We start from the raw sequence: 17,291 nt of genomic DNA, 5'->3' as shown, positions 1-17,291 counted from the left end.
CAGCGCCGCCCTCACTCCACCCGCAGCGCCGCATCGTCCGACCTCCGCCGGAGGGTGCGCGGCGCCCGTCCCGGCGACCAGGTCTCCACCACCACATACGGAGTCTCGGTGGACGTACGCACCACCTCCGTCAGCTCCGCCCGGAAGAGGTGGAACGGCTCCGGCGGCTTCACCTCCGCCGCATAGCGCGCGACCAACGCGCGGTCGGTCACCTCCACGGCCCGCCCGGACACCCGTACATCGCCTCCGGACACATCGGCGCCCGGCCCCGGATTGGCATGCAGCGCGAACCGGGGGTCGCGCCGCAGATCGGACACCTTGCGCGAGCCGACCATCATGCCCAGCCACAGTTCCCCGTGACGGAAGTCCGCCTCCAGCCCGGTGAGCCGCGGTGCGCCGTCCTTCCGCACGGTCGCCAGGACGTGGTGCCGGTGCGCCCCGAACCGCTCCCGCACCCGCCCGGCGAGCTCCGGCACCGCCGCCTCCACCACCGACCAGCCGACCGCACCGCCGACGCCGCCCACGCCGCCCACACCGCTCGCGATGCCTTCCCCGCCTCTGCTCTCACTCGTCATGGCAGCACCCTCCCCCCGATACCCGACACCTCCTGTCCGGTATGGCCGCGGGAAGCAGAGCTCGGCGACGCCACCGCCCCGCAACGCCACCGCACCGCCGCCGCACCACAACACCGGCGCACTCCCGCGCGCCCCGGCGACCACCCCGCCCACGGCCTTACGACCAGCGCCGTAAGCCGCGGCCGACCAGCGGTGTAGGACGGAAGCCCGTTACGCGACGCCGCCCCGCCGACCTAGCCTCGGGCCATGGAGACGACGAGCGGCACACTCGACGAAGCCCTGTTACGACTGCACACCTCCGGCCCCGAGTTCAGCGGCTATCTGAGCAACCACGGACCGATGGCCGTGGAAGCCATGGTCCGTAATGGCCAGGCCCGCACCGTCCACCGCTGGCTCGACGCCTACGCGCACAAGCTGGAGGACGTACCGGCCCCTCAAACCCGTATCACCGACGCCAACTGGCAGGAGGCGCTGGGCGATCCGAGCCGGGTCACCGACTGGACGCGGCACTTCACCGGGCAGGTCGCCGAGCGACCCTGGCGCGAGCTCCTCGCCGAGTGGTGGCCGCGGCTGCTGCCCGGTATCGCCGGCGCCGCCACCCACCCCGTCATCCGCGTGGGCCATGCCGTGCGCAGCCTCCTGACGGAGGGTGAGGACGACGCCAGGATCGCGGAGTTCGCGCATGCCCTCGGCTACTGGGCCGCCCGCCATCTGCTCCTGCCCGCGACGGTGCACCCCACGGGCAGCGCCACTCCGGCCGAGGCGCTGTCCGCCCTCCCCCGGATCCCCGAACGGGGTGTGACACCGCTGGACGGCTACGCCCAACTACCCGCCACCCCTGGCTGGTTGAGCACCACCGAGTCGCTGCACATCCCCGATGCCCCCGAGGCCGCACGCGAGGGCCTGACCGCCCTCGTGCGCGCCGCCACCCTCAACTACGCGGACCACGGCCACGGGAACGGCATCATGCTGGTGCACGCCGCCACCGCGCCGAACGCGGTGCTGCGCACCCTGCCGGCGCTCCCCCGGGAACTGTGGGCGAGCTCGTTCGCGGTGGCCTGGGCGGCGGCCTCGGCGATCACCACGCTCTACGCCGCGGACACCCCGCGTCGGGCACCGGACGCCTCCATGGTCACGCCCGACGAGGTCTTCGCGCGGGCGGTCGCCCACGGCAACGAGCATGCGATCAAGTTCGCGGACACCGCCCTGGACGTCGCCGCGACCTCCGAGGACGGCGACACCCGTGCCCTGTCGGCGGCCCTGAACGCGGTGGAGCTGATCGACCAGGAGGCATGACGGACATTGCCACTCCACGGAGTCACACTTGGCAGTAGTCGGCGCGGTGACCGCAGCACCCGCAGCACCCGCAGGGCCCACATGCTTGAATATTCAAGTGACAGGATTTGAGGGGAATTCATCGTTGTTAAAACTTAAATAACTCTCCGAGTGGTGAGAGAGTGGATGGTATGAGCAACGAACCCGCAGCCGAGCCGCGCTGGCTCAGCGACGAGGAGCAATTCGCTTGGCAGTGCTACCTCCACGCCACCACGCTCCTGGAGGACCACCTCGACCGCCAGCTGCAACGGGACGCCAGGATGCCGCACGTCTATTACGGCCTGCTCGTCCAGCTCTCCCGTGCACCGCGGCGCCGGATGCGGATGACCGAGCTCGCTCAGAACGCCAAGATCACCCGCTCCCGGCTCTCGCATGCGGTCGCGCGCCTGGAGAAGAACGGCTGGGTACGGCGCGAGAACTGCCCCTCCGACAAGCGGGGCCAGAACGCCCTCCTCACCGACGAGGGAATGCGGGTCCTGGAGAAGGCCGCCCCCGGACATGTCGCCGCCGTACGCTCCGCGATCTTCGACCGCCTCTCCCCGGAGCAGGTCGGCCAACTGGCCGAGATCTGCCAAGTGATGACCGAAGGACTGCAACCGAAAGGCGCCGACCTCCCCTGGCTGCGCTGACGGATCAGCGGAACCGGACGAGGCCGACGCCGGTGTGAGCACAGGAGCCGGACGGGCCCGCGCGGGTGCGGGCGCACGGAGTCCGCAGCGCCCGACACCGGGGTGGGCCGGCCACGGCCCGGGCCGGCGGGATGCCGTACGGCCCGTCCCGCCGGCTCAGTGCACCATCACCGGAACCTGGACCTCACCGTCGCCCTCGGACGAGCCCAGGACCGTGCTCTCGCCGTCGGTGGAGGAGGCCACCGGCGAACCGGCACCCGGCCGCCCGGTGTTGATGAAGGTGTAGGCGATCACGCCCGCCAGGGCCAGGATGCCGACCGCCCACCAGATGGCGGTGGTGTAGCCGTGCACCATCGACTGGAGCTTGAGCAGGTCGGCCGAGCGCGCACCGGCCGCGTGCGAGGTGGCGTACGCGGTGGTGGCGCTGGCCGCGATGGTGTTCAGCAGGGCCGTGCCGATCGCGCCGCCCACCTGCTGCGAGGTGTTGACCATCGCGGAGGCGACACCGGCGTCGCGCGGCTGGACGCCGTGCGTGGCCAGCGACATGGCCGGCATGAACGCCGTACCCATGCCCAGGCCCATCAGCAGGAAGCCGGGCAGGATCAGCGCGGGGTAGGACGTGTCCAGATCGATCTGGGTCAGCACCAGCATGCCGAGCGCGGCGACCGTGAAGCCGGGTGCCATCAGCAGCCGCGGCCGGACGCGGTTCATCAGCCGGGCGCCGATCTGCGTCGAGCCGGTGATCATGCCGACGATCATCGGGAGGAAGGCCAGACCGGTGGTGACCGGTGTGTAGCCCTTCACGATCTGCAGGTAGTAGGTCAGGAAGAGGAAGAGACCGAACATGCCGATCACGGCCAGGCCCAGCGACGCGTAGACACCGGCGCGGTTCCGGTCGGTGACCACCCGCAGCGGCAGCAGCGGGGCCTTCACCTTGGACTCGACCAGCACGAACGCCAGCAGCAGCACCGCGGCCGCCACGAACAGACCCAGGGTGGGACCGGCCAGCCAGCCGTCCGACTCGGCGCGGGTGAACCCGTAGACCAGCGAGACCAGGCCGAGGGTGGCCAGGATGACGCCGGGGATGTCCAGCCGGGAGGGGTTACGGCCTTCCGCGGGCTCGCGGATGACCAGGAAGGCGCCGGTCGCGGCGACCACGGCGAACGGGATGTTGACGAAGAAGGTCCAGCGCCAGTCCATGTACTCGGTCAGCACCCCGCCGAGGATCAGCCCCACGGCGCCGCCGCCACCGGCGATCGCACCGAAGATGCCGAACGCCTTGGCGCGCTCCTTGGCCTCGGTGAAGGTCACCGCCAGCAGCGACAGCGCGGCCGGTGCCAGCAGCGCACCGAAGACACCCTGCAGCGCACGGGCACCCAGCAGCATCCCCTGGTTGGCCGCGGCCCCGCCGAGCGCGGAGGCGACCGCGAATCCGACGAGCCCGATGATGAAGGTCCGCTTCCGTCCCCACAGGTCGGCGACGCGCCCGCCGAAGAGCAGCAGGCCCCCGAAGGCCAGTGCGTAGGCGGTGATCACCCACTGCCGGTTGGCGTCGGAGATACCGAGATCCTGCTGGGCGGAGGGCAGCGCGATGTTCACGATGGTCGCGTCGAGAACGACCATCAGCTGGGCGAGAGCGATGAATATCAGCGCTTTCCAGCGCCGCGGATCAACGTATGGGGCTGTTTCGGGCATGGCGGGATCCACCTACTGGTGCAGTGAGCGAACAAGAGCGAAGGACGGGAGGGATGAGGCGGCCGCCGGCGAAGCGACGGACCGGACGTGGACGGGCGAGGAGGGGGAGGACGGGGCGGGAGAGGGAGGACAGAGACGGGACGGGCACCGGGCGGGGAAACCGTCCCCGCCCCGTGCGCCCCGGTTTACGAGCGGCGCCTCAAGTCGTCCAACGTGGCGGCGGCGCCAGGGAGTTCGGAGCGGGCAGGCGCCTGCAGGCCGTCCAGGAACAGTTGCAGATGCCGGTGCACGAACTGGTCGAAGTTCAGACAGCTGCTCCCCGGCAGTGGCCGGGTGAGCTGGGTGATCGCGACCATCAGATCACCGACGGCGATGTCGGTACGCAGCTGGCCACTGTCGCGTGCGGCGCCCATGACGGCCTCGACGGCCGCCTCCAGACGCTCGCGCGCCGCGAGCAGATCGGGGTGGTCCCGGTCGATGCCGTCGGAGAGCAGCGGGCACAGCGCCCCGATCCGCTCCTCCACCGCAGCGTGGACAAAGCGCCTCAGCGCCTGGAAAGCATCGGACTCCTCGGCAAGGGCGCTCTCCGCGCGGTCCGCGGTACGGGACATGACGGAGAGCGTGACGTGGTGGATCAACTCCAGGCGATCCGCGAAGTGACGGTAGAGCGTCGCGTTGCCGACACCCGCGCGTCGAGCGATTTCATCGAGTGGGACCTCGGCCCCGAACTCGACCATCGTCTCGCGGGCGGCGGCGATGATCCGCTCCCGGTTGCGCAGGGCATCGGCCCGCAGTCGGGGCTGCTGCCCCTGCTTCCCGGACTTCGCGCATGCGGCGACGGCGGTCACGGCAGCTCACTCCTCTCACTTCCGGCGCTTCCCGGAGCCTGACTTCCCGGCTCCTGACTTCCCGGACACCGCCCCGGCGCCCGATCAGACCACCACTCTGGCGTCCCATCAGGCCACCACTTCGACGCCCCATCAGGCCACCACTCCGGCGGCTGCTCCGGCGACCGGCACGAACCGGGGAGAGGTTCCCCGTTTCATCCGGACGCCTGGTTAAACGGGGAACCCCTCCCCGGATATTTCACGCCCTCACGTGACCTGAACCACACACCGTCAGCCGCCCCCTCCCCCACACACACCAGGCCCGACCTCCGGCCTCACTCAGGCCGACCCCAGCCTCTGGGCCACCCCGGCCCGCAGGCCACCCCAGCCCCCGGGCCGCCCCAACCTCCGGGCCGACCCAGGCACGCCCCGAGGCGCATCGGGGGCCACCCCAGGGCGCACCCGGGCGGGGGCCGCCCCACCCGGCCCCCACATGACTCCAGTTGACGTAACCCCGCGCGCGAACGATCACCCGCCGACACAAGGTGATCGATATGAAGCACAAGGTCTCCGCGGTCCTGGCCGCAGGCGCGGCCACCGCAGCCGCGGCGATAGCCCTGGGCTCACCGCCCAGCGCCGTGGCCATACCCTCCGCGCCCGGCGCCCCGCCGAGCGGCCCGTGTGCACTGCGCGGCATCAATGACGACGTCGCCGAATCTGCCGACACCCCCGCCGGTTTCTCGCACTCATCCGGCACCGTAGAGGCACTCACCCTCTTCATCGACTTCCCGGACGCCCGCGCCACGATGTCCCCCCGCGCCCGCTTCGCCGAGTTCTTCCCGGCCGCGACGGACTACTTCCGCACCAGCTCGTACGGCCGGCTGACCTACCGCCCCAGGCCGCTGCTCCGGTGGATCCGCATGTCACGGCCGCTCGCGGCGTACGGCATCCAGCGCGGCGCCGGTTTCGACCCGGCCTCGGACGGCGGCTATCACGCCCTCTCCCGGGAGGTCGTACGCGCCGTCGACCCGCTCGTCGACTTCCGCGACTACGACGTCATCAACATCATCGCCACCCCCAACGCGGGGCCGCCCGCCACCCGTACGGTCCTCTCGGTCACCTTCAGCGGTGGTGACATGGGGCTGAAGACCGCCGACGGGGTGCCGTTCCGGAATGCGTCCTTCATCTGGAGCCGGCAAACCGGGGTGAGCGCCTTCCGCGTCCTCAACCACGAGAACGCCCACAGCTTCGGCCTGCCCGACCTCTACTTCACCGACGGCCGCGACGCCCCGCCCCCCGCGGGGCACTGGGACCCGATGGACGAGGACTGGGGGCCGAGCAATGACTTCGTCGGCTGGCACAAGTGGAAGCTCGGCTGGCTCTCCGCCGACCAGGTGCACTGCGCCCCACGCCACGGGACACCCGGCGAACACACCCTCACCCCGGTCTCCGCCCCCGGCGGCACAAAGATCGTCGTCATCCCGACCTCCCCCCACACCGCCCTGGTCGCCGAGGCCCGCACCCGCGGCCTGCTCGACCCGACGGTCTGCCGCCCCGGCATCCTCATCTACCGCGTCGCCACCCGCGTCCCCTCGGGCCGCGGCCCCCTCCGCATCGTGGACGCCACCCCGCACAGCGGCGGCTGCTACCGCGACAACAAATACGTCGACCCGGAACTGACCGACGCCACCTTCCAGCCCGGCGACACCTACACGGACCGCACCACCGGCGCAGCCGTCACCGTCCTGACGGAAAACCCGGACGGCACCTATCGCGTACGGGTGACCCCGGCACGCGACTGACCACCGCCACCCGGCCACGGCCGGCTACCGCCACCCACTCCCCGCACACTGCTCCTCCTACTCCCCACACACCACACCTCCCGCCTCCCCCCTCCCCTCCTCCCGCCAGTGCCGCCGGCCGATGCTGATCAGCCGCAGCTGACGGCGTGCCACCCGTACGACCTGCTCGGCCGCCCCCTCCGCGCCGTCCGCCTCGGCATCGAGCAGCGCCGCGGCCGTCGTCACCAACCGGTCCACATACAGCTCGGCGAGCATCCGCACATCGTCATCGCGCCACCCTTCCGACACCGGCTGGGACTTGAGCGCCGCCGCGACCTCCTCAGCGAACCGGTCCAGTTCCCCCGCGATGGCCTGCCGCACGGCCCGCACCCCGCCGTGCCGCTCACGCGCCACGAAGCGGATGTGCAGCGGATGTTGCCGCACATGCTGCTCCACGACCGCGACCGTACGGTCGATCCGCTCCTCGGCCGCGTCCTGCTCGGCGAGGATCGCCCGCACCATCACATGCAGACTCCCCAGCGCCTCCTCGACCAGGGCGACTCCCAGCTCGCCCATGTCCCGGAAGTGCCGGTAGAACGCGGTCGGGGCGATTCCCACCACCCGCGTGACCTCCCGCAGCCCCAGGCTGCTCAGGCTCTGCTCCTCCAGCAGCCCGAGCGCCGCATCGAGCAGCGCCTGACGGGTCTTCTGTTTCTGGGCCTGCCGGACTCCAAGACTGTGACTCATGTCATCCAGTAAACAACCGTTCTCTGAACTACTCCACCCGGAGGCGGTCGTAGACTGAAGGAACTGAGTGAACAACTGTCCTCTGGAATCGGAAAGGAAGATCATGCTCTTCCTCGTCGCAGCCCTCCTCCTGATGGGGATCCTGCTGGGCACCGCGGCACACCTCCCCGTCCCCGTCACCCTCGTCGCGGCCGCCGTCATCGCCGGCTGGCTGCTCGTCTTCTTCCTCCGCGAACGCCGCCACCACGACGAGGTGACCTCCCGATGACCACGCTCAGCGAACCCCTGCGGACGACTCCGACCCCACCGGCCAAGGCAACGGGCCCGGCCACCTCCCGCCTCCGCGCCCAAGCGGACGGCATGGCCGTGGCCTCCTTCATCCTCGGCCTGCTCGGCACCCTCGTCCTCAACCTCCTCCTCGGCCCCTGCGCCCTGGTCCTCGGCGCCCTGGCCCTGGCCCGCGGCACCACCCGCCGCGGCCGCGCCCTCCTGGGCATCACCCTCGGCGCCGCCGACCTGCTCCTCCTCGCCCTCCTCATCACCACGGACGGCACAGTCAGCTGGCACATCGGCAGCTGACACCCCAAAGCCGGGCCCACAGTCCGCCCCCGAACACCACAACGGCGGTGGCCCCTCAACAGGCCACCGCCACCCCCACTCCCCACGGGGGGCCACGCCCACCACCCCATATCCCCCACACAAGCAATCAGCAGCGAACACATCAGCTACCCTGTCAGGGGTCCAATCCCATGCCTCCGTAGCTCAGGGGATAGAGCACCGCTCTCCTAAAGCGGGTGTCGCAGGTTCGAATCCTGCCGGGGGCACCACTCGACGAGCCGCTGACCTGGGGTTTCTCTCCCAGGGAGGTGCTCTGTTCGGCCCCGGGCTCTTCGTCCGGGGCCGTTTGCGTGAGCGGACGGGGAGCTCGCTGCACCCTTGTATGGCCCTTGTATGCGCAGACGCTGCCGGGCATCAGGGACCTTCGCCACCGCAGGGGCCAGATCGAGGGCATCGGCCGAGCCGCGCATGCCGGCCTCGATCGTCTCGGCGGTCTCGGCGGTCCCGTCCGCTCGACGGGCAGGCGGGTGTGCCAGCAGGAGGAAGGCGGACGGCTGCTGCTGCGGCGACGGTTCGTTCCGTTGACCTACCCGGCCGCTCCGGTTGCCGGGAAGGGAAGTTGAAGCGTAATCAGTCGCTGAGGTACAGGGCTTCCATGTGGCTGGTGGTGTGCTCGCTGTGGCGCACCCGCAGTGAGGAGGCGTCCAGGGCGGCCCTCCCCCATGGGTCCGCGTCGGCGAGGCAGGCCGTGGCGAGGGCGCCCCAGTCGTTCTGATTTGGTTCGTCGTCCAGGTTGCCGTCGTCCGCGAACGCCGGATCGGAGACCGACACGAGGTTCCCCTACGCCCCCACCCGCACGAGGTCCAGATCAGCTCTCGTGCCGACCGTGATCGTGTCGCTCTGCTTACGGAGGCCCAGGTCTTCGATCACGTGGTCGATCGTGCCCAGGGAGCCAGCGAACTCCGCGGCGTGCTCCGGGTCGTTGGGCGGAAGGTCGGCGACCTCGACAGTGAACGACGGGTTCAGGACGGTCAGTTCGTAGCGCGCGCCGCTGCCACGGGTTATGCGGTCGGGCGGGACGGTCCAGAAGCCGGTGTCAGACATGCCCGTCACCGTAACGGGTGCCCGATCTCCTCAAGGTGCGCTCGTCCGCGCCCAGAGCCGGCTCGCTACGCCCTTCTAGGGCGAGGGCGTGAAGCCGGCGGAAAGGTCCATGTGGAAGGGGGAGCCCGGAGTCGTTGGGGTCCAGCCCTGGCGAAGAGCAAGCTGGATGATCCGGGCAACGTCAGAGGGCAGTACCGGTTCGGCTGCACGTCCGGACCAGTTGCTCGGGTGCGGCTGGTTGGTGGTGACCACGAGCGTTGTCCCAGGGACGTCCGCATGCTCGACCGCGAATGTGCACGGTGTCCAGGAAAGGGCCTGGACGTAGGTCGGCCTGCGTCGCAACCGCCAGCGGTAGGCCGTGCTGTCGACGACGATGTGTCGCGATCCCTTGCGGCCCAGTGCCATGGCTCCTCCTCGACACGGAGGAGGCCGGCGAGTCCGGCTCTTCCGTGCGTTTCAGGTTCCCCGTAGGGGGCGGCGGCCGGTCGATCGGGCCCCCTCCCTGGCCCGGCTCGAACGGGCTGGTCCCCTCCACAACAGGTCGGCGCCACGGGGAACTTCGCCGTCAGGCCCCCACATAAGCCGCGAGATGCTCGCCCGTGAGGGTCGAGCGGGTGGTGACCAGGTCGGTGGGGGTGCCCTCGAAGACGATGCGGCCGCCGTCGTGGCCGGCGCCGGGGCCGAGGTCGATGATCCAGTCGGCGTGTGCCATGACGGCCGGGTGGTGTTCGACGACGATGACCGACTTGCCGGAGTCGACGAGGCGGTCGAGCAGGCCGAGCAGTTGCTCGACGTCGGCGAGATGGAGGCCGGCGGTCGGTTCGTCGAGGACGTAGATGCCGCCTTTCTCGGCCATGTGGGTGGCCAGCTTGAGCCGTTGGCGTTCGCCGCCGGAGAGCGTGGTGAGCGGCTGGCCGAGGTGGAGGTAGCCGAGCCCGACGTCGGCGAGGCGGCCGAGGATGCGGTGCGCGGCGGGTGTGCGGGCCTCGCCGTCGCCGAAGAACTCCTCGGCCTGGGCCACCGACATCGCCAGCACCTCGCTGATGTCGCGGCCGCCGAAGTGGTGGTCCAGCACCGATGCCTCGAACCGCTTCCCCTCGCACTCCTCGCAGGTGGTGGCGACGCCGGCCATCATCGCCAGGTCGGTGTAGATGACGCCGGCGCCGTTGCAGTGGGGGCAGGCGCCCTCGGAGTTGGCGCTGAACAGCCCCGGCTTGACGCCGTTGGCCTTGGCGAACGCCTTGCGGATGGGTTCGAGCAGTCCGGTGTACGTCGCGGGGTTGCTGCGTCGGGAACCCTTGATGGCTCCCTGGTCGACGGACACCACACCGGATCCGGCCGGGATCGAGCCGTGTACGAGTGAGCTCTTGCCGGAGCCGGCGACGCCGGTGACGACGGCCAGCACCCCGAGCGGGATGTCGACGTCGACGTCCTGCAGGTTGTGCGTCGTCGCGCCGCGGACCGGAAGCTTGCCGGTGGGCTTGCGCACCGTCTCCTTGAGGGCGGTCCGGTCGCCGAGATGGCGGCCGGTGACGGTGCCGCCGGCCCGCAGCCCCTCGACGGTGCCCTCGAAGCAGACGGTGCCGCCCGCCGTACCGGCGCCGGGGCCGAGGTCGACGACATGGTCGGCGATGGCGATCGTCTGCGGCTTGTGCTCCACGACGAGCACCGTGTTGCCCTTGTCCCGCAGCCGCAGCAGCAGGTCGTTCATCCGCTGGATGTCGTGGGGGTGCAGGCCCGCGGTGGGCTCGTCGAAGACGTAGGTGGTGTCGGTGAGCGAGGAGCCGAGGTGGCGGATCATCTTGACGCGCTGTGCCTCGCCGCCCGAGAGCGTGCCCGACGGGCGGTCGAGCGAGAGGTAGCCGAGACCGATCTCCACGAACGAGTCGAGGGTGCCCTGCAGTGCGGTGAGCAGCGGTGCCACCGTTGGCTCGTCGCGGCCGCGTACCCATCCGGCCAGGTCGCTGATCTGCATCGCGCAGGCGTCGGCGATGTTGATCCCGTCGATCCGCGACGACCGGGCCGCCTCGCTGAGCCGGGTGCCGTCGCACTCGGGGCAGGTGGTGAAGGTGACCGCCCGCTCCACGAACGCCCGGATGTGCGGCTGCAGGGCCTCCTTGTCCTTGGACAGGAACGACTTCTGGATCTTGGGGATCAGCCCCTCGTAGGTGAGGTTGACGCCCTCGACCTTCACCTTGGTCGGCTCCCGGTAGAGGAAGTCCTGCATCTCCCTCTTGGTGAACTTGCGGATCGGCTTGTGCGGGTCGAGGAGGCCGGACTCGGCGTAGACCCGCACGGTCCAGAAGCTGTCGGACTTCCAGCCGGGGATGGTGAACGCGCCCTCGGCGATCGACTTCGAGTCGTCGTAGAGCTGGGTGAGGTCGATGTCGGAGACGGTGCCGCGGCCTTCGCAGCGCGTGCACATGCCGCCGGTACGGGTGAAGGTCTTCTTCACGACCCTGGTCTTGGCGGCACCGCGGTCGACCGTGAGCGCACCGCTCGCCCGGACCGTGGGGACGTTGAAGGCGAACGCGTGGGGCGAGCCGATGTGCGGCTGCCCGAGCCGGCTGAAGAGGATGCGCAGCATCGCGTTGGCGTCGGTGGCGGTGCCGACCGTGGAGCGGGGGTCGGCGCCCAACCGCTGCTGGTCGACGATGATCGCGGTCGTCAGCCCGTCGAGGACGTCGACCTCGGGCCGCGCCAGCGTCGGCATGAAGCCCTGTACGAAGGCGCTGTAGGTCTCGTTGATCAGCCGCTGCGACTCCGCGGCGATCGTATGGAACACCAGCGAGCTCTTGCCCGAGCCGGAGACGCCGGTGAACACCGTCAGCCGGCGCTTCGGGATCTCGATGCTGACGTCCTGGAGGTTGTTCACGCGCGCGCCGTGCACGCGGATCAGGTCGTGGCGGTCGGCCACGTGCGCAGGCGACTGCGTGTCCGTCCTCGGGGCCATGCTCATCGTGTCTCCCTCTGTTGCGCGGGCCGCCGTCACGATCTGTTACGCGGGGCCGCCGTCACGGGTTCCGTCGGTGTCGCCCGGCTCGATCCGGCAAGCCTTGCACGGGATGTCTGGTTTCTCCTGGGCCTTGGCCCTTGGTGCCTCTGGGGTCGGGCACGCGGTGCCTCTGTGGTTGGGCGCGCGGTGTGCTCGGGCGGGGCGCCGGGCGGTGCGCTCTGGCGGGGCGCCGGGCCGTCGGCGGTCGCCTTGCGCAGTCGCTCGGTGCCAAGGAGGCGGGGCGAGCCGGTCACTGCTGCGGCGGCGGCGCGTCGGCCCCGGGGGCCTGGGCCTTGGCCTCGACTTCGGCCTCGGCCTCGGCCTCCGCCTCGGTCATCCCGGACGCTCAGCGCCGCTCCTGGATGCGGATCAGGTTGCCCGCGGGATCGCGGAAGGCGCAGTCGCGGACGCCGTACGGCTGCTCGGTCGGCTCCTGGACGACCTCGGCGTCGCTCGCCTGCAGCCGCGTGAAGGTGTCGTCGAGGTCGCCGGTAGCCAGGAGGAGGGCGGCGTAGGTGCCCTTGGCCATCATCTCGACGATGGTGCGGCGCTCGTCGTCGGTGACGCCGGGGTCGGCGGCCGGTGGCGTCAGGACGATGGAGGTGCCGGGCTGGCCGGCCGGGCCGACCGTGATCCAGCGCATCCCCTGGTATCCGACGTCGTTACGGACCTCGAAGCCGAGGGTGTCGCGGTAGAAGGCCAGGGAGGCGTCCGGGTCGTGGTGCGGGAGGAAACTCGCGTGAAGGGTGATGTCCATGGCAGTCACGCTAGGTGCCGCTCGTCGCCGGCGCTTCTCGATTCCTGACCGGTTCGGTGACCTGTCGCTTGCGACTCCCGACCGGTCCGGTCACCTGGCGCTTCGCGATTCCTGACGGGTCTGGTCACCTGTTTCGCCACGCAGGACGGCATCCCCGCCGTCGCGCGCACCGCCTGGCGTCGGTAGACGCTGGGCGGCACCCCGACCAGCTCGGTGAAGCGGCTGCTGAAGGTGCCCAGCGACGAGCAGCCGACCTCGAAGCAGACCTCGGTCACGCTGAGGTCGCCACGGCGCAGCAGCGCCATCGCACGCTCGATGCGCCGGGTCATCAGGTAGCCGTACGGCGACTCGCCGTAGGCCCGCCGGAACTGGCGGCTGAGGTGCCCGGCTGACATGTTCACGCCGCGGGCGAGCGCCTCGACGTCCAGCGGCTGCGCGTACTCGCGGTCGATCCGGTCGCGCACGCGGCGCAGCCGCGCGAGGTCGCGCAAGTGCTGCTCCGCGGAGGCTCTGCTGGTCACCTACGAGATCGTGCCACGAGGCGTCGGCGTTGCCCAGTGGTGCGGCCTCGGCCTCCGCGTCCGGAGCCGTTGCGTGGGGCGGGGAGCCTACGGGGCCGGTGGCATGAGCCCCGTCTGCCAGGCCCAGGCGGCGATCTCGACGCGGTTGCGGACCTTCAGCTTCGACTGGATGTTGGCGAGGTGGGTCTTCGCCGTACCGGGCGAGATGACGAGTTCGGTGGCGATCTCCTGGTTGGTGGAGCCCCGGGCGACCAGGCGGACGATTTCGCGTTCGCGGTCCGTGAGGGTGTCGGCGGTGGGACGGGGGCGCGCCGGCGGCAGGGACAGCTGCCGGAGGAGCCGTACGGTGATCTGCGGGCTGATCAGGGCGTCCCCCGCCATCGCCGCGCGCACGCCCTCGATCAGCAGGGCCGGCCCGGAGCGTTTGAGCAGGAAGCCGCAGGCGCCGTTGTGGAGGGCCGTGTGTACGTAGTCGTCGAGGTCGAAGGTGGTGACCACGACCACCCTGGTCGGCCGGGTGGCCTGGGGCCCCGCGAGCAGGCGGGTGAGTTCCAGGCCGTCCAGGCGGGGCATGCGGATGTCCGCCAGTACGACGTCCGGCCGGAGGTGGCGGGCCAGGTCAAGGGCCGTGGCACCGTCCGCGGCCTCACCGATGACGGTCATGTCCGGCTGGGAGTCGAGGACGAGCCGGAAGCCGCTGCGGACGTCGTCCTGGTCGTCGGCCAGGAGGATGCGGGTGGGGGTGCCGCTCATGTCGTCTCCTGGGGGAGCGTGCGGGTCTGCGGGAACACGGCCAGCACCCGCCAACCGCCCTCGTACGGGCCGTAGGAGAGGGTTCCGCCGGTCGCCTGTACGCGTTCACGCAGGGCGTTCAGGCCGCGTCCGCCGTGGCCGTCGCGCGCCCGCCGGGTGCGGAGGGCGGTGGCGGGAGCGGCTCCGGCATCGTTGACGACCTGGATCTCGATCTTGAGGGCGGGTGCGGGGTGGGTGGCGGGGTTACGGACGGCGGGGGTGAGGGTCACCTCGACACGGGCCGCTCCGGGGGCGTGCCGGCGGACGTTGGTGAGGGCTTCCACGACCATCCGGTAGGCCGTGGAGCTGGTTTCGCGGGAGAGGGTTCCGGGCGTGGCGGGCGGCATGGCCAGCCGGGCCTCGGTGGCTCCTGCGGCGGTGAAGCGCTCGATGAGGGCGGGGAGTTGGTCCACTCCTGGTAGGGGCTCGGGGCGGGGGGTGACCTCCGGGGGCGGGCCTTTTGTTGTGGGTGCTTCCTGGGGTGCGGGGGGCTCCTGAGGCGTCAGAGCAGCTGAGGGTTCCGGGGCGATCGAGGCGTCCGGGGCGGCCGGGCGGGTGATGCCGTTGCCGTTCGCCTCGTGCAGCATCCGTACCGTGCGGTCCATGGATGCCAAGGCGTGCAGCCCGGCTCTTTCGATGCGTTCCAGGGCGGGCAGGGCCTGGCCCGGGTCGGATGCGGCCACGAAACGGGCGGCCTGTGCCTGCGCGACGATTCCACTGATGTCGTGTGCCACGAAGTCATGGAGATCTCGGGCGAGTTCGAGCTGCTGGGAGCGCCGGGTCTCGATGACCAGCCGGCGCCGCCGGTGTTCCACCAGCCGTGGATAGCCGCCCACGACAGCAGCGCCCAGCACGGGAAGCGCCCAGAAGGCGGCGGCGCCGGCCAGCGGCAGCACGGACGGCGCCGGGATCAGAGGCAGCGTCCATGTCGCGACCGCCGCGCCTGCCACCACACCCGCGGTCACCGCCTGCCGACGCGGCGCCCAACGGGCCACTACGGCAAGGAGCATCAGCAGCAGCACCATCTCGGCCAGCCGCCATACGGATCCCCAGGGCGCCGATGGAGGGGCGGAGAACGTTGTGGTCAGCAGCGACAGGCCTCCGGCGAGCGCCAGCGGGCGGGCGAGGCGGACACGCGAGCGCGGCCAGCAGGCAACGGTCCAGAGGAGGAGGGTGGCGGACGCGGCGGCCGGGACGGCTCCGTAGGGGATCGCTGCCCATGTGCCGTACGCGAGGGTGAGGGCGGTCAGGGCTGCGCAGCCCGTTATGGCGGCGAGCACGGGCGGGGGTGGGGGCCAGGCCGGGGTTGGAGTTGAGGGCCGGGTTGGGGGCGGGGTCGGGGGTAGGTTGCGGCGCCTCATATCGCGTCCGCGTCAACATGGCGCCTCATCCAGGCCCACCCCCTATGTATCCCCACGGAGTTCATCGCCCCCACGCCGTCAAGCCCACGTCATCGATCCTACGAGCGGCCGTCTCGGCGCTCCCTCCGCCGAACGGCAGAGATGACGTCCGCTCCGGCGCCCGAGATCCGCTGATCGGCAGATGGTCCGGCCCGGCGGCCCGGCATCAGATTGGAGGCGTCATCGACAGGGCGGCGGCCGCCAAGGCTGCTGCGTATCAAGGGAGTTCCTCGTGCCCGGCACCAATCCCTCCGTCCGTCCCTCTTCCGGCCGTTCGCCTTCCGTCCCTTCCTCTTCCGGCCGTTCCTCTTCCGTCTCTTCCTCTTCCGGCCGTTCGTCCTCTCTAGCCAGGAAGCACGGCTTCGTCGCTTCCCGTCGTCGCAGGGCCGCAGTGGGAGCCGTCGCCGCCGTGGCCGTAATAGCCGCGCTGACGGGGCTCACCCCCGCCGCGTCCGCCGCGTCCGCCGCGCCCTCGGGCACCACGGCCGCCGCGAAGGCACCGGCCGGGCTCGCCCGGGTGAGCGGCCAGGCCCGTGTCTTCTACGCCTACTCGCCGCATGACGACATCCGCTTCTCCGTCGACGCGAAGGCGGCTCCGTTCAGCAGGCCGGTCGGCGGGCTGCCTCAGGGAATGCCCACCGATGCACGGGGCACGGTCACGATCTACCACTGGTCGCCCGCGAAGAAGCAGGGCCGACGTGCGGAGGCCGCGGTGGACTGCCTGGCCACCGGGGGCGACACCGCGACGCTCAGCGCCGTGGTCACCAAGTCCGAGGACCCCGAGGAGATCGGGGACCGGCTGGGCTTCAGCGTCAAGAGCGGCGGTCCCGGCAGGGGGCGGTTCGGCTTCTCCTGGGCGGTGTCGAACGTCGATGTCGTCGATGGGAAGGCCGTCTTTCCGCATGTCGGCACCTGTATGGCACCGGCTCCGTTCGCGTCGGTGACGAAGGGCGGCTTCAAGGTCACCCATGCGGAGCTGCCGCCCCTGCCGGCGGGGTGGGGGAAGCAGCAGGCCGACGGGGCCGGGGCCCGATGACGACGATCGAACGGTTCCCGATCGTTCCCCGTGCGGTGCGGTGGGCGGCGCACGCCGCACCTCTGACGCTGCTGCCGTCGGGCCTGTGGCGGTGCGCCATCGCCTTCGGGATGCCCTCCGGGTTCGGCGTGAGTGATCCGATGCACCGGAGCAACTTTCCCGGCTGGACGTCGCTGTATTTGATCGGGCTGAGCCTGGTTGCCGAGGGGCTGGGGCTGCTCGCCCTCGGACTGGTCCGGCCGTGGGGCGAGCGGGTGCCGCGCTGGGTTCCCGTCCTGGGCGGGCGGAACATTCCCGTCCCCGCCGGGGTCGTCCCCGCGTCGCTGGGCGCGGCCGCGGTCACCGTGATCACGGTGCTGTCCTCGTTCGGCTGGGACGAGGAGATGGCCGACCCCACCGCTCCGAAGGGCGCGGCGGCCTGGCTCATGACCGCCTGCTACCTGCCGCTGCTGGCCTGGGGCCCGCTCCTGGGATGGGTGACGGTGGCGTACTACCGTCGGCGCCGCAAAGCCGGGTGAGGGCTGAGCTGAGCACGGCGG

The 17,291-nt window shown here is 71.0% G+C and carries 19 protein-coding genes and 1 tRNA gene; 8 read left to right on the top strand and 12 right to left on the bottom strand.

Annotated elements, in window-relative coordinates:
• Positions 1–11 precede the first annotated feature (11 nt).
• Positions 12–575 (bottom strand): pyridoxamine 5'-phosphate oxidase family protein, encoded by a 564-nt coding sequence (locus tag STRNI_RS24665; protein ID WP_277412011.1) that lies wholly within the window; start codon positions 573–575, stop codon positions 12–14.
• 246 nt (positions 576–821) lie between these two features.
• Between STRNI_RS24665 and STRNI_RS24660 the strand changes: the two genes are divergently transcribed.
• Entirely contained in the window at positions 822–1,871 is a 1,050-nt protein-coding gene (locus STRNI_RS24660) for a questin oxidase family protein (protein WP_277412010.1), read from the top strand.
• A 170-nt stretch (positions 1,872–2,041) separates the two neighbouring features.
• The gene (locus tag STRNI_RS24655) at positions 2,042–2,539 is read left to right on the top strand and encodes a MarR family winged helix-turn-helix transcriptional regulator (RefSeq protein ID WP_018091188.1); all 498 of its coding nucleotides are present in this window, start codon (positions 2,042–2,044) and stop codon (positions 2,537–2,539) included.
• Positions 2,540–2,695: 156 nt separating this feature from the next.
• Here the strand turns inward: STRNI_RS24655 and STRNI_RS24650 are convergent, their stop codons facing one another.
• Together STRNI_RS24650 and STRNI_RS24645 are read right to left on the bottom strand one after the other, a co-directional pair.
• On the bottom strand, positions 2,696–4,234 hold the full coding sequence (locus STRNI_RS24650) for an MFS transporter (protein WP_159487873.1): 1,539 nt from the start codon (positions 4,232–4,234) through the stop codon (positions 2,696–2,698).
• Positions 4,235–4,419: 185 nt separating this feature from the next.
• The gene (locus STRNI_RS24645) at positions 4,420–5,082 is read right to left on the bottom strand and encodes a TetR/AcrR family transcriptional regulator (protein ID WP_093639650.1); all 663 of its coding nucleotides are present in this window, start codon (positions 5,080–5,082) and stop codon (positions 4,420–4,422) included.
• Between the two features lie 533 nt (positions 5,083–5,615).
• On the opposite strand from STRNI_RS24645, the gene STRNI_RS24640 reads away from it, so the two are divergent.
• Entirely contained in the window at positions 5,616–6,863 is a 1,248-nt protein-coding gene (locus STRNI_RS24640) for a M6 family metalloprotease domain-containing protein (protein WP_093639653.1), read from the top strand.
• Positions 6,864–6,920: 57 nt separating this feature from the next.
• On the opposite strand, the gene STRNI_RS24635 is transcribed toward STRNI_RS24640, so the two are convergent.
• Entirely contained in the window at positions 6,921–7,589 is a 669-nt protein-coding gene (locus tag STRNI_RS24635) for a TetR family transcriptional regulator (protein ID WP_093639842.1), read from the bottom strand.
• A gap of 67 nt (positions 7,590–7,656) precedes the next feature.
• On the opposite strand from STRNI_RS24635, the gene STRNI_RS24630 reads away from it, so the two are divergent.
• The 3 genes from STRNI_RS24630 (at position 7,657) to STRNI_RS24620 (ending at position 8,416) form a co-directional block, all read left to right on the top strand.
• A complete protein-coding gene (locus tag STRNI_RS24630; RefSeq protein WP_148593489.1) occupies positions 7,657–7,857 on the top strand; it encodes a hypothetical protein in 201 nt (66 codons plus the stop codon).
• Positions 7,854–8,168: a hypothetical protein gene (locus STRNI_RS24625; RefSeq protein WP_277412009.1), complete on the top strand. Its 315-nt coding sequence runs from the start codon at positions 7,854–7,856 to the stop codon at positions 8,166–8,168. Before STRNI_RS24630 ends, STRNI_RS24625 begins: the two co-directional genes overlap by 4 nt.
• Positions 8,169–8,340: 172 nt before the next feature.
• A tRNA-Arg gene (locus STRNI_RS24620) sits at positions 8,341–8,416 on the top strand.
• A 361-nt stretch (positions 8,417–8,777) separates the two neighbouring features.
• Here the strand turns inward: STRNI_RS24620 and STRNI_RS24615 are convergent.
• The 8 genes from STRNI_RS24615 to STRNI_RS24580 form a co-directional block, all read right to left on the bottom strand.
• Entirely contained in the window at positions 8,778–8,978 is a 201-nt protein-coding gene (locus STRNI_RS24615; RefSeq protein WP_274736330.1) for a DUF6333 family protein, read from the bottom strand.
• A gap of 9 nt (positions 8,979–8,987) precedes the next feature.
• The gene (locus tag STRNI_RS24610; RefSeq protein WP_277412008.1) at positions 8,988–9,251 is read right to left on the bottom strand and encodes a DUF6333 family protein; all 264 of its coding nucleotides are present in this window, start codon (positions 9,249–9,251) and stop codon (positions 8,988–8,990) included.
• 75 nt (positions 9,252–9,326) lie between these two features.
• Positions 9,327–9,656, bottom strand: a complete 330-nt coding sequence (locus STRNI_RS24605; RefSeq protein ID WP_277412007.1) for a hypothetical protein — start codon at positions 9,654–9,656, stop codon at positions 9,327–9,329.
• A gap of 160 nt (positions 9,657–9,816) precedes the next feature.
• A complete protein-coding gene (locus tag STRNI_RS24600) occupies positions 9,817–12,210 on the bottom strand; it encodes an excinuclease ABC subunit UvrA (protein ID WP_277412006.1) in 2,394 nt (797 codons plus the stop codon).
• A gap of 382 nt (positions 12,211–12,592) precedes the next feature.
• Positions 12,593–13,003 carry a VOC family protein gene (locus tag STRNI_RS24595; protein ID WP_159487863.1) on the bottom strand — a complete coding sequence of 137 codons (411 nt, stop codon included), beginning with the start codon at positions 13,001–13,003 and terminating at the stop codon, positions 12,593–12,595.
• Between the two features lie 5 nt (positions 13,004–13,008).
• The gene (locus STRNI_RS24590) at positions 13,009–13,524 is read right to left on the bottom strand and encodes a helix-turn-helix transcriptional regulator (RefSeq protein ID WP_277412005.1); all 516 of its coding nucleotides are present in this window, start codon (positions 13,522–13,524) and stop codon (positions 13,009–13,011) included.
• 87 nt (positions 13,525–13,611) lie between these two features.
• Positions 13,612–14,277, bottom strand: coding sequence for a response regulator (locus tag STRNI_RS24585; RefSeq protein ID WP_277412004.1), 666 nt, complete (start codon positions 14,275–14,277; stop codon positions 13,612–13,614).
• Complete coding sequence (locus STRNI_RS24580; RefSeq protein ID WP_277412003.1) at positions 14,274–15,596, bottom strand: sensor histidine kinase; 1,323 nt, start codon at positions 15,594–15,596, stop codon at positions 14,274–14,276. The genes STRNI_RS24585 and STRNI_RS24580 overlap by 4 nt, the downstream gene beginning before the upstream one ends.
• Before the next feature lie 529 nt (positions 15,597–16,125).
• Here STRNI_RS24580 and STRNI_RS24575 point away from each other — a divergent pair.
• Positions 16,126–16,752, top strand: coding sequence for a hypothetical protein (locus STRNI_RS24575; protein WP_277412002.1), 627 nt, complete (start codon positions 16,126–16,128; stop codon positions 16,750–16,752).
• Positions 16,749–17,270, top strand: coding sequence for a hypothetical protein (locus STRNI_RS24570; RefSeq protein ID WP_277412001.1), 522 nt, complete (start codon positions 16,749–16,751; stop codon positions 17,268–17,270). The genes STRNI_RS24575 and STRNI_RS24570 overlap by 4 nt, the downstream gene beginning before the upstream one ends.
• Positions 17,271–17,291 lie beyond the last annotated feature (21 nt).

Source organism: Streptomyces nigrescens (assembly GCF_027626975.1).
GTDB classification, from domain to species: domain Bacteria; phylum Actinomycetota; class Actinomycetes; order Streptomycetales; family Streptomycetaceae; genus Streptomyces; species Streptomyces nigrescens.
This window is presented reverse-complemented; position numbering and strand designations above follow the sequence as displayed.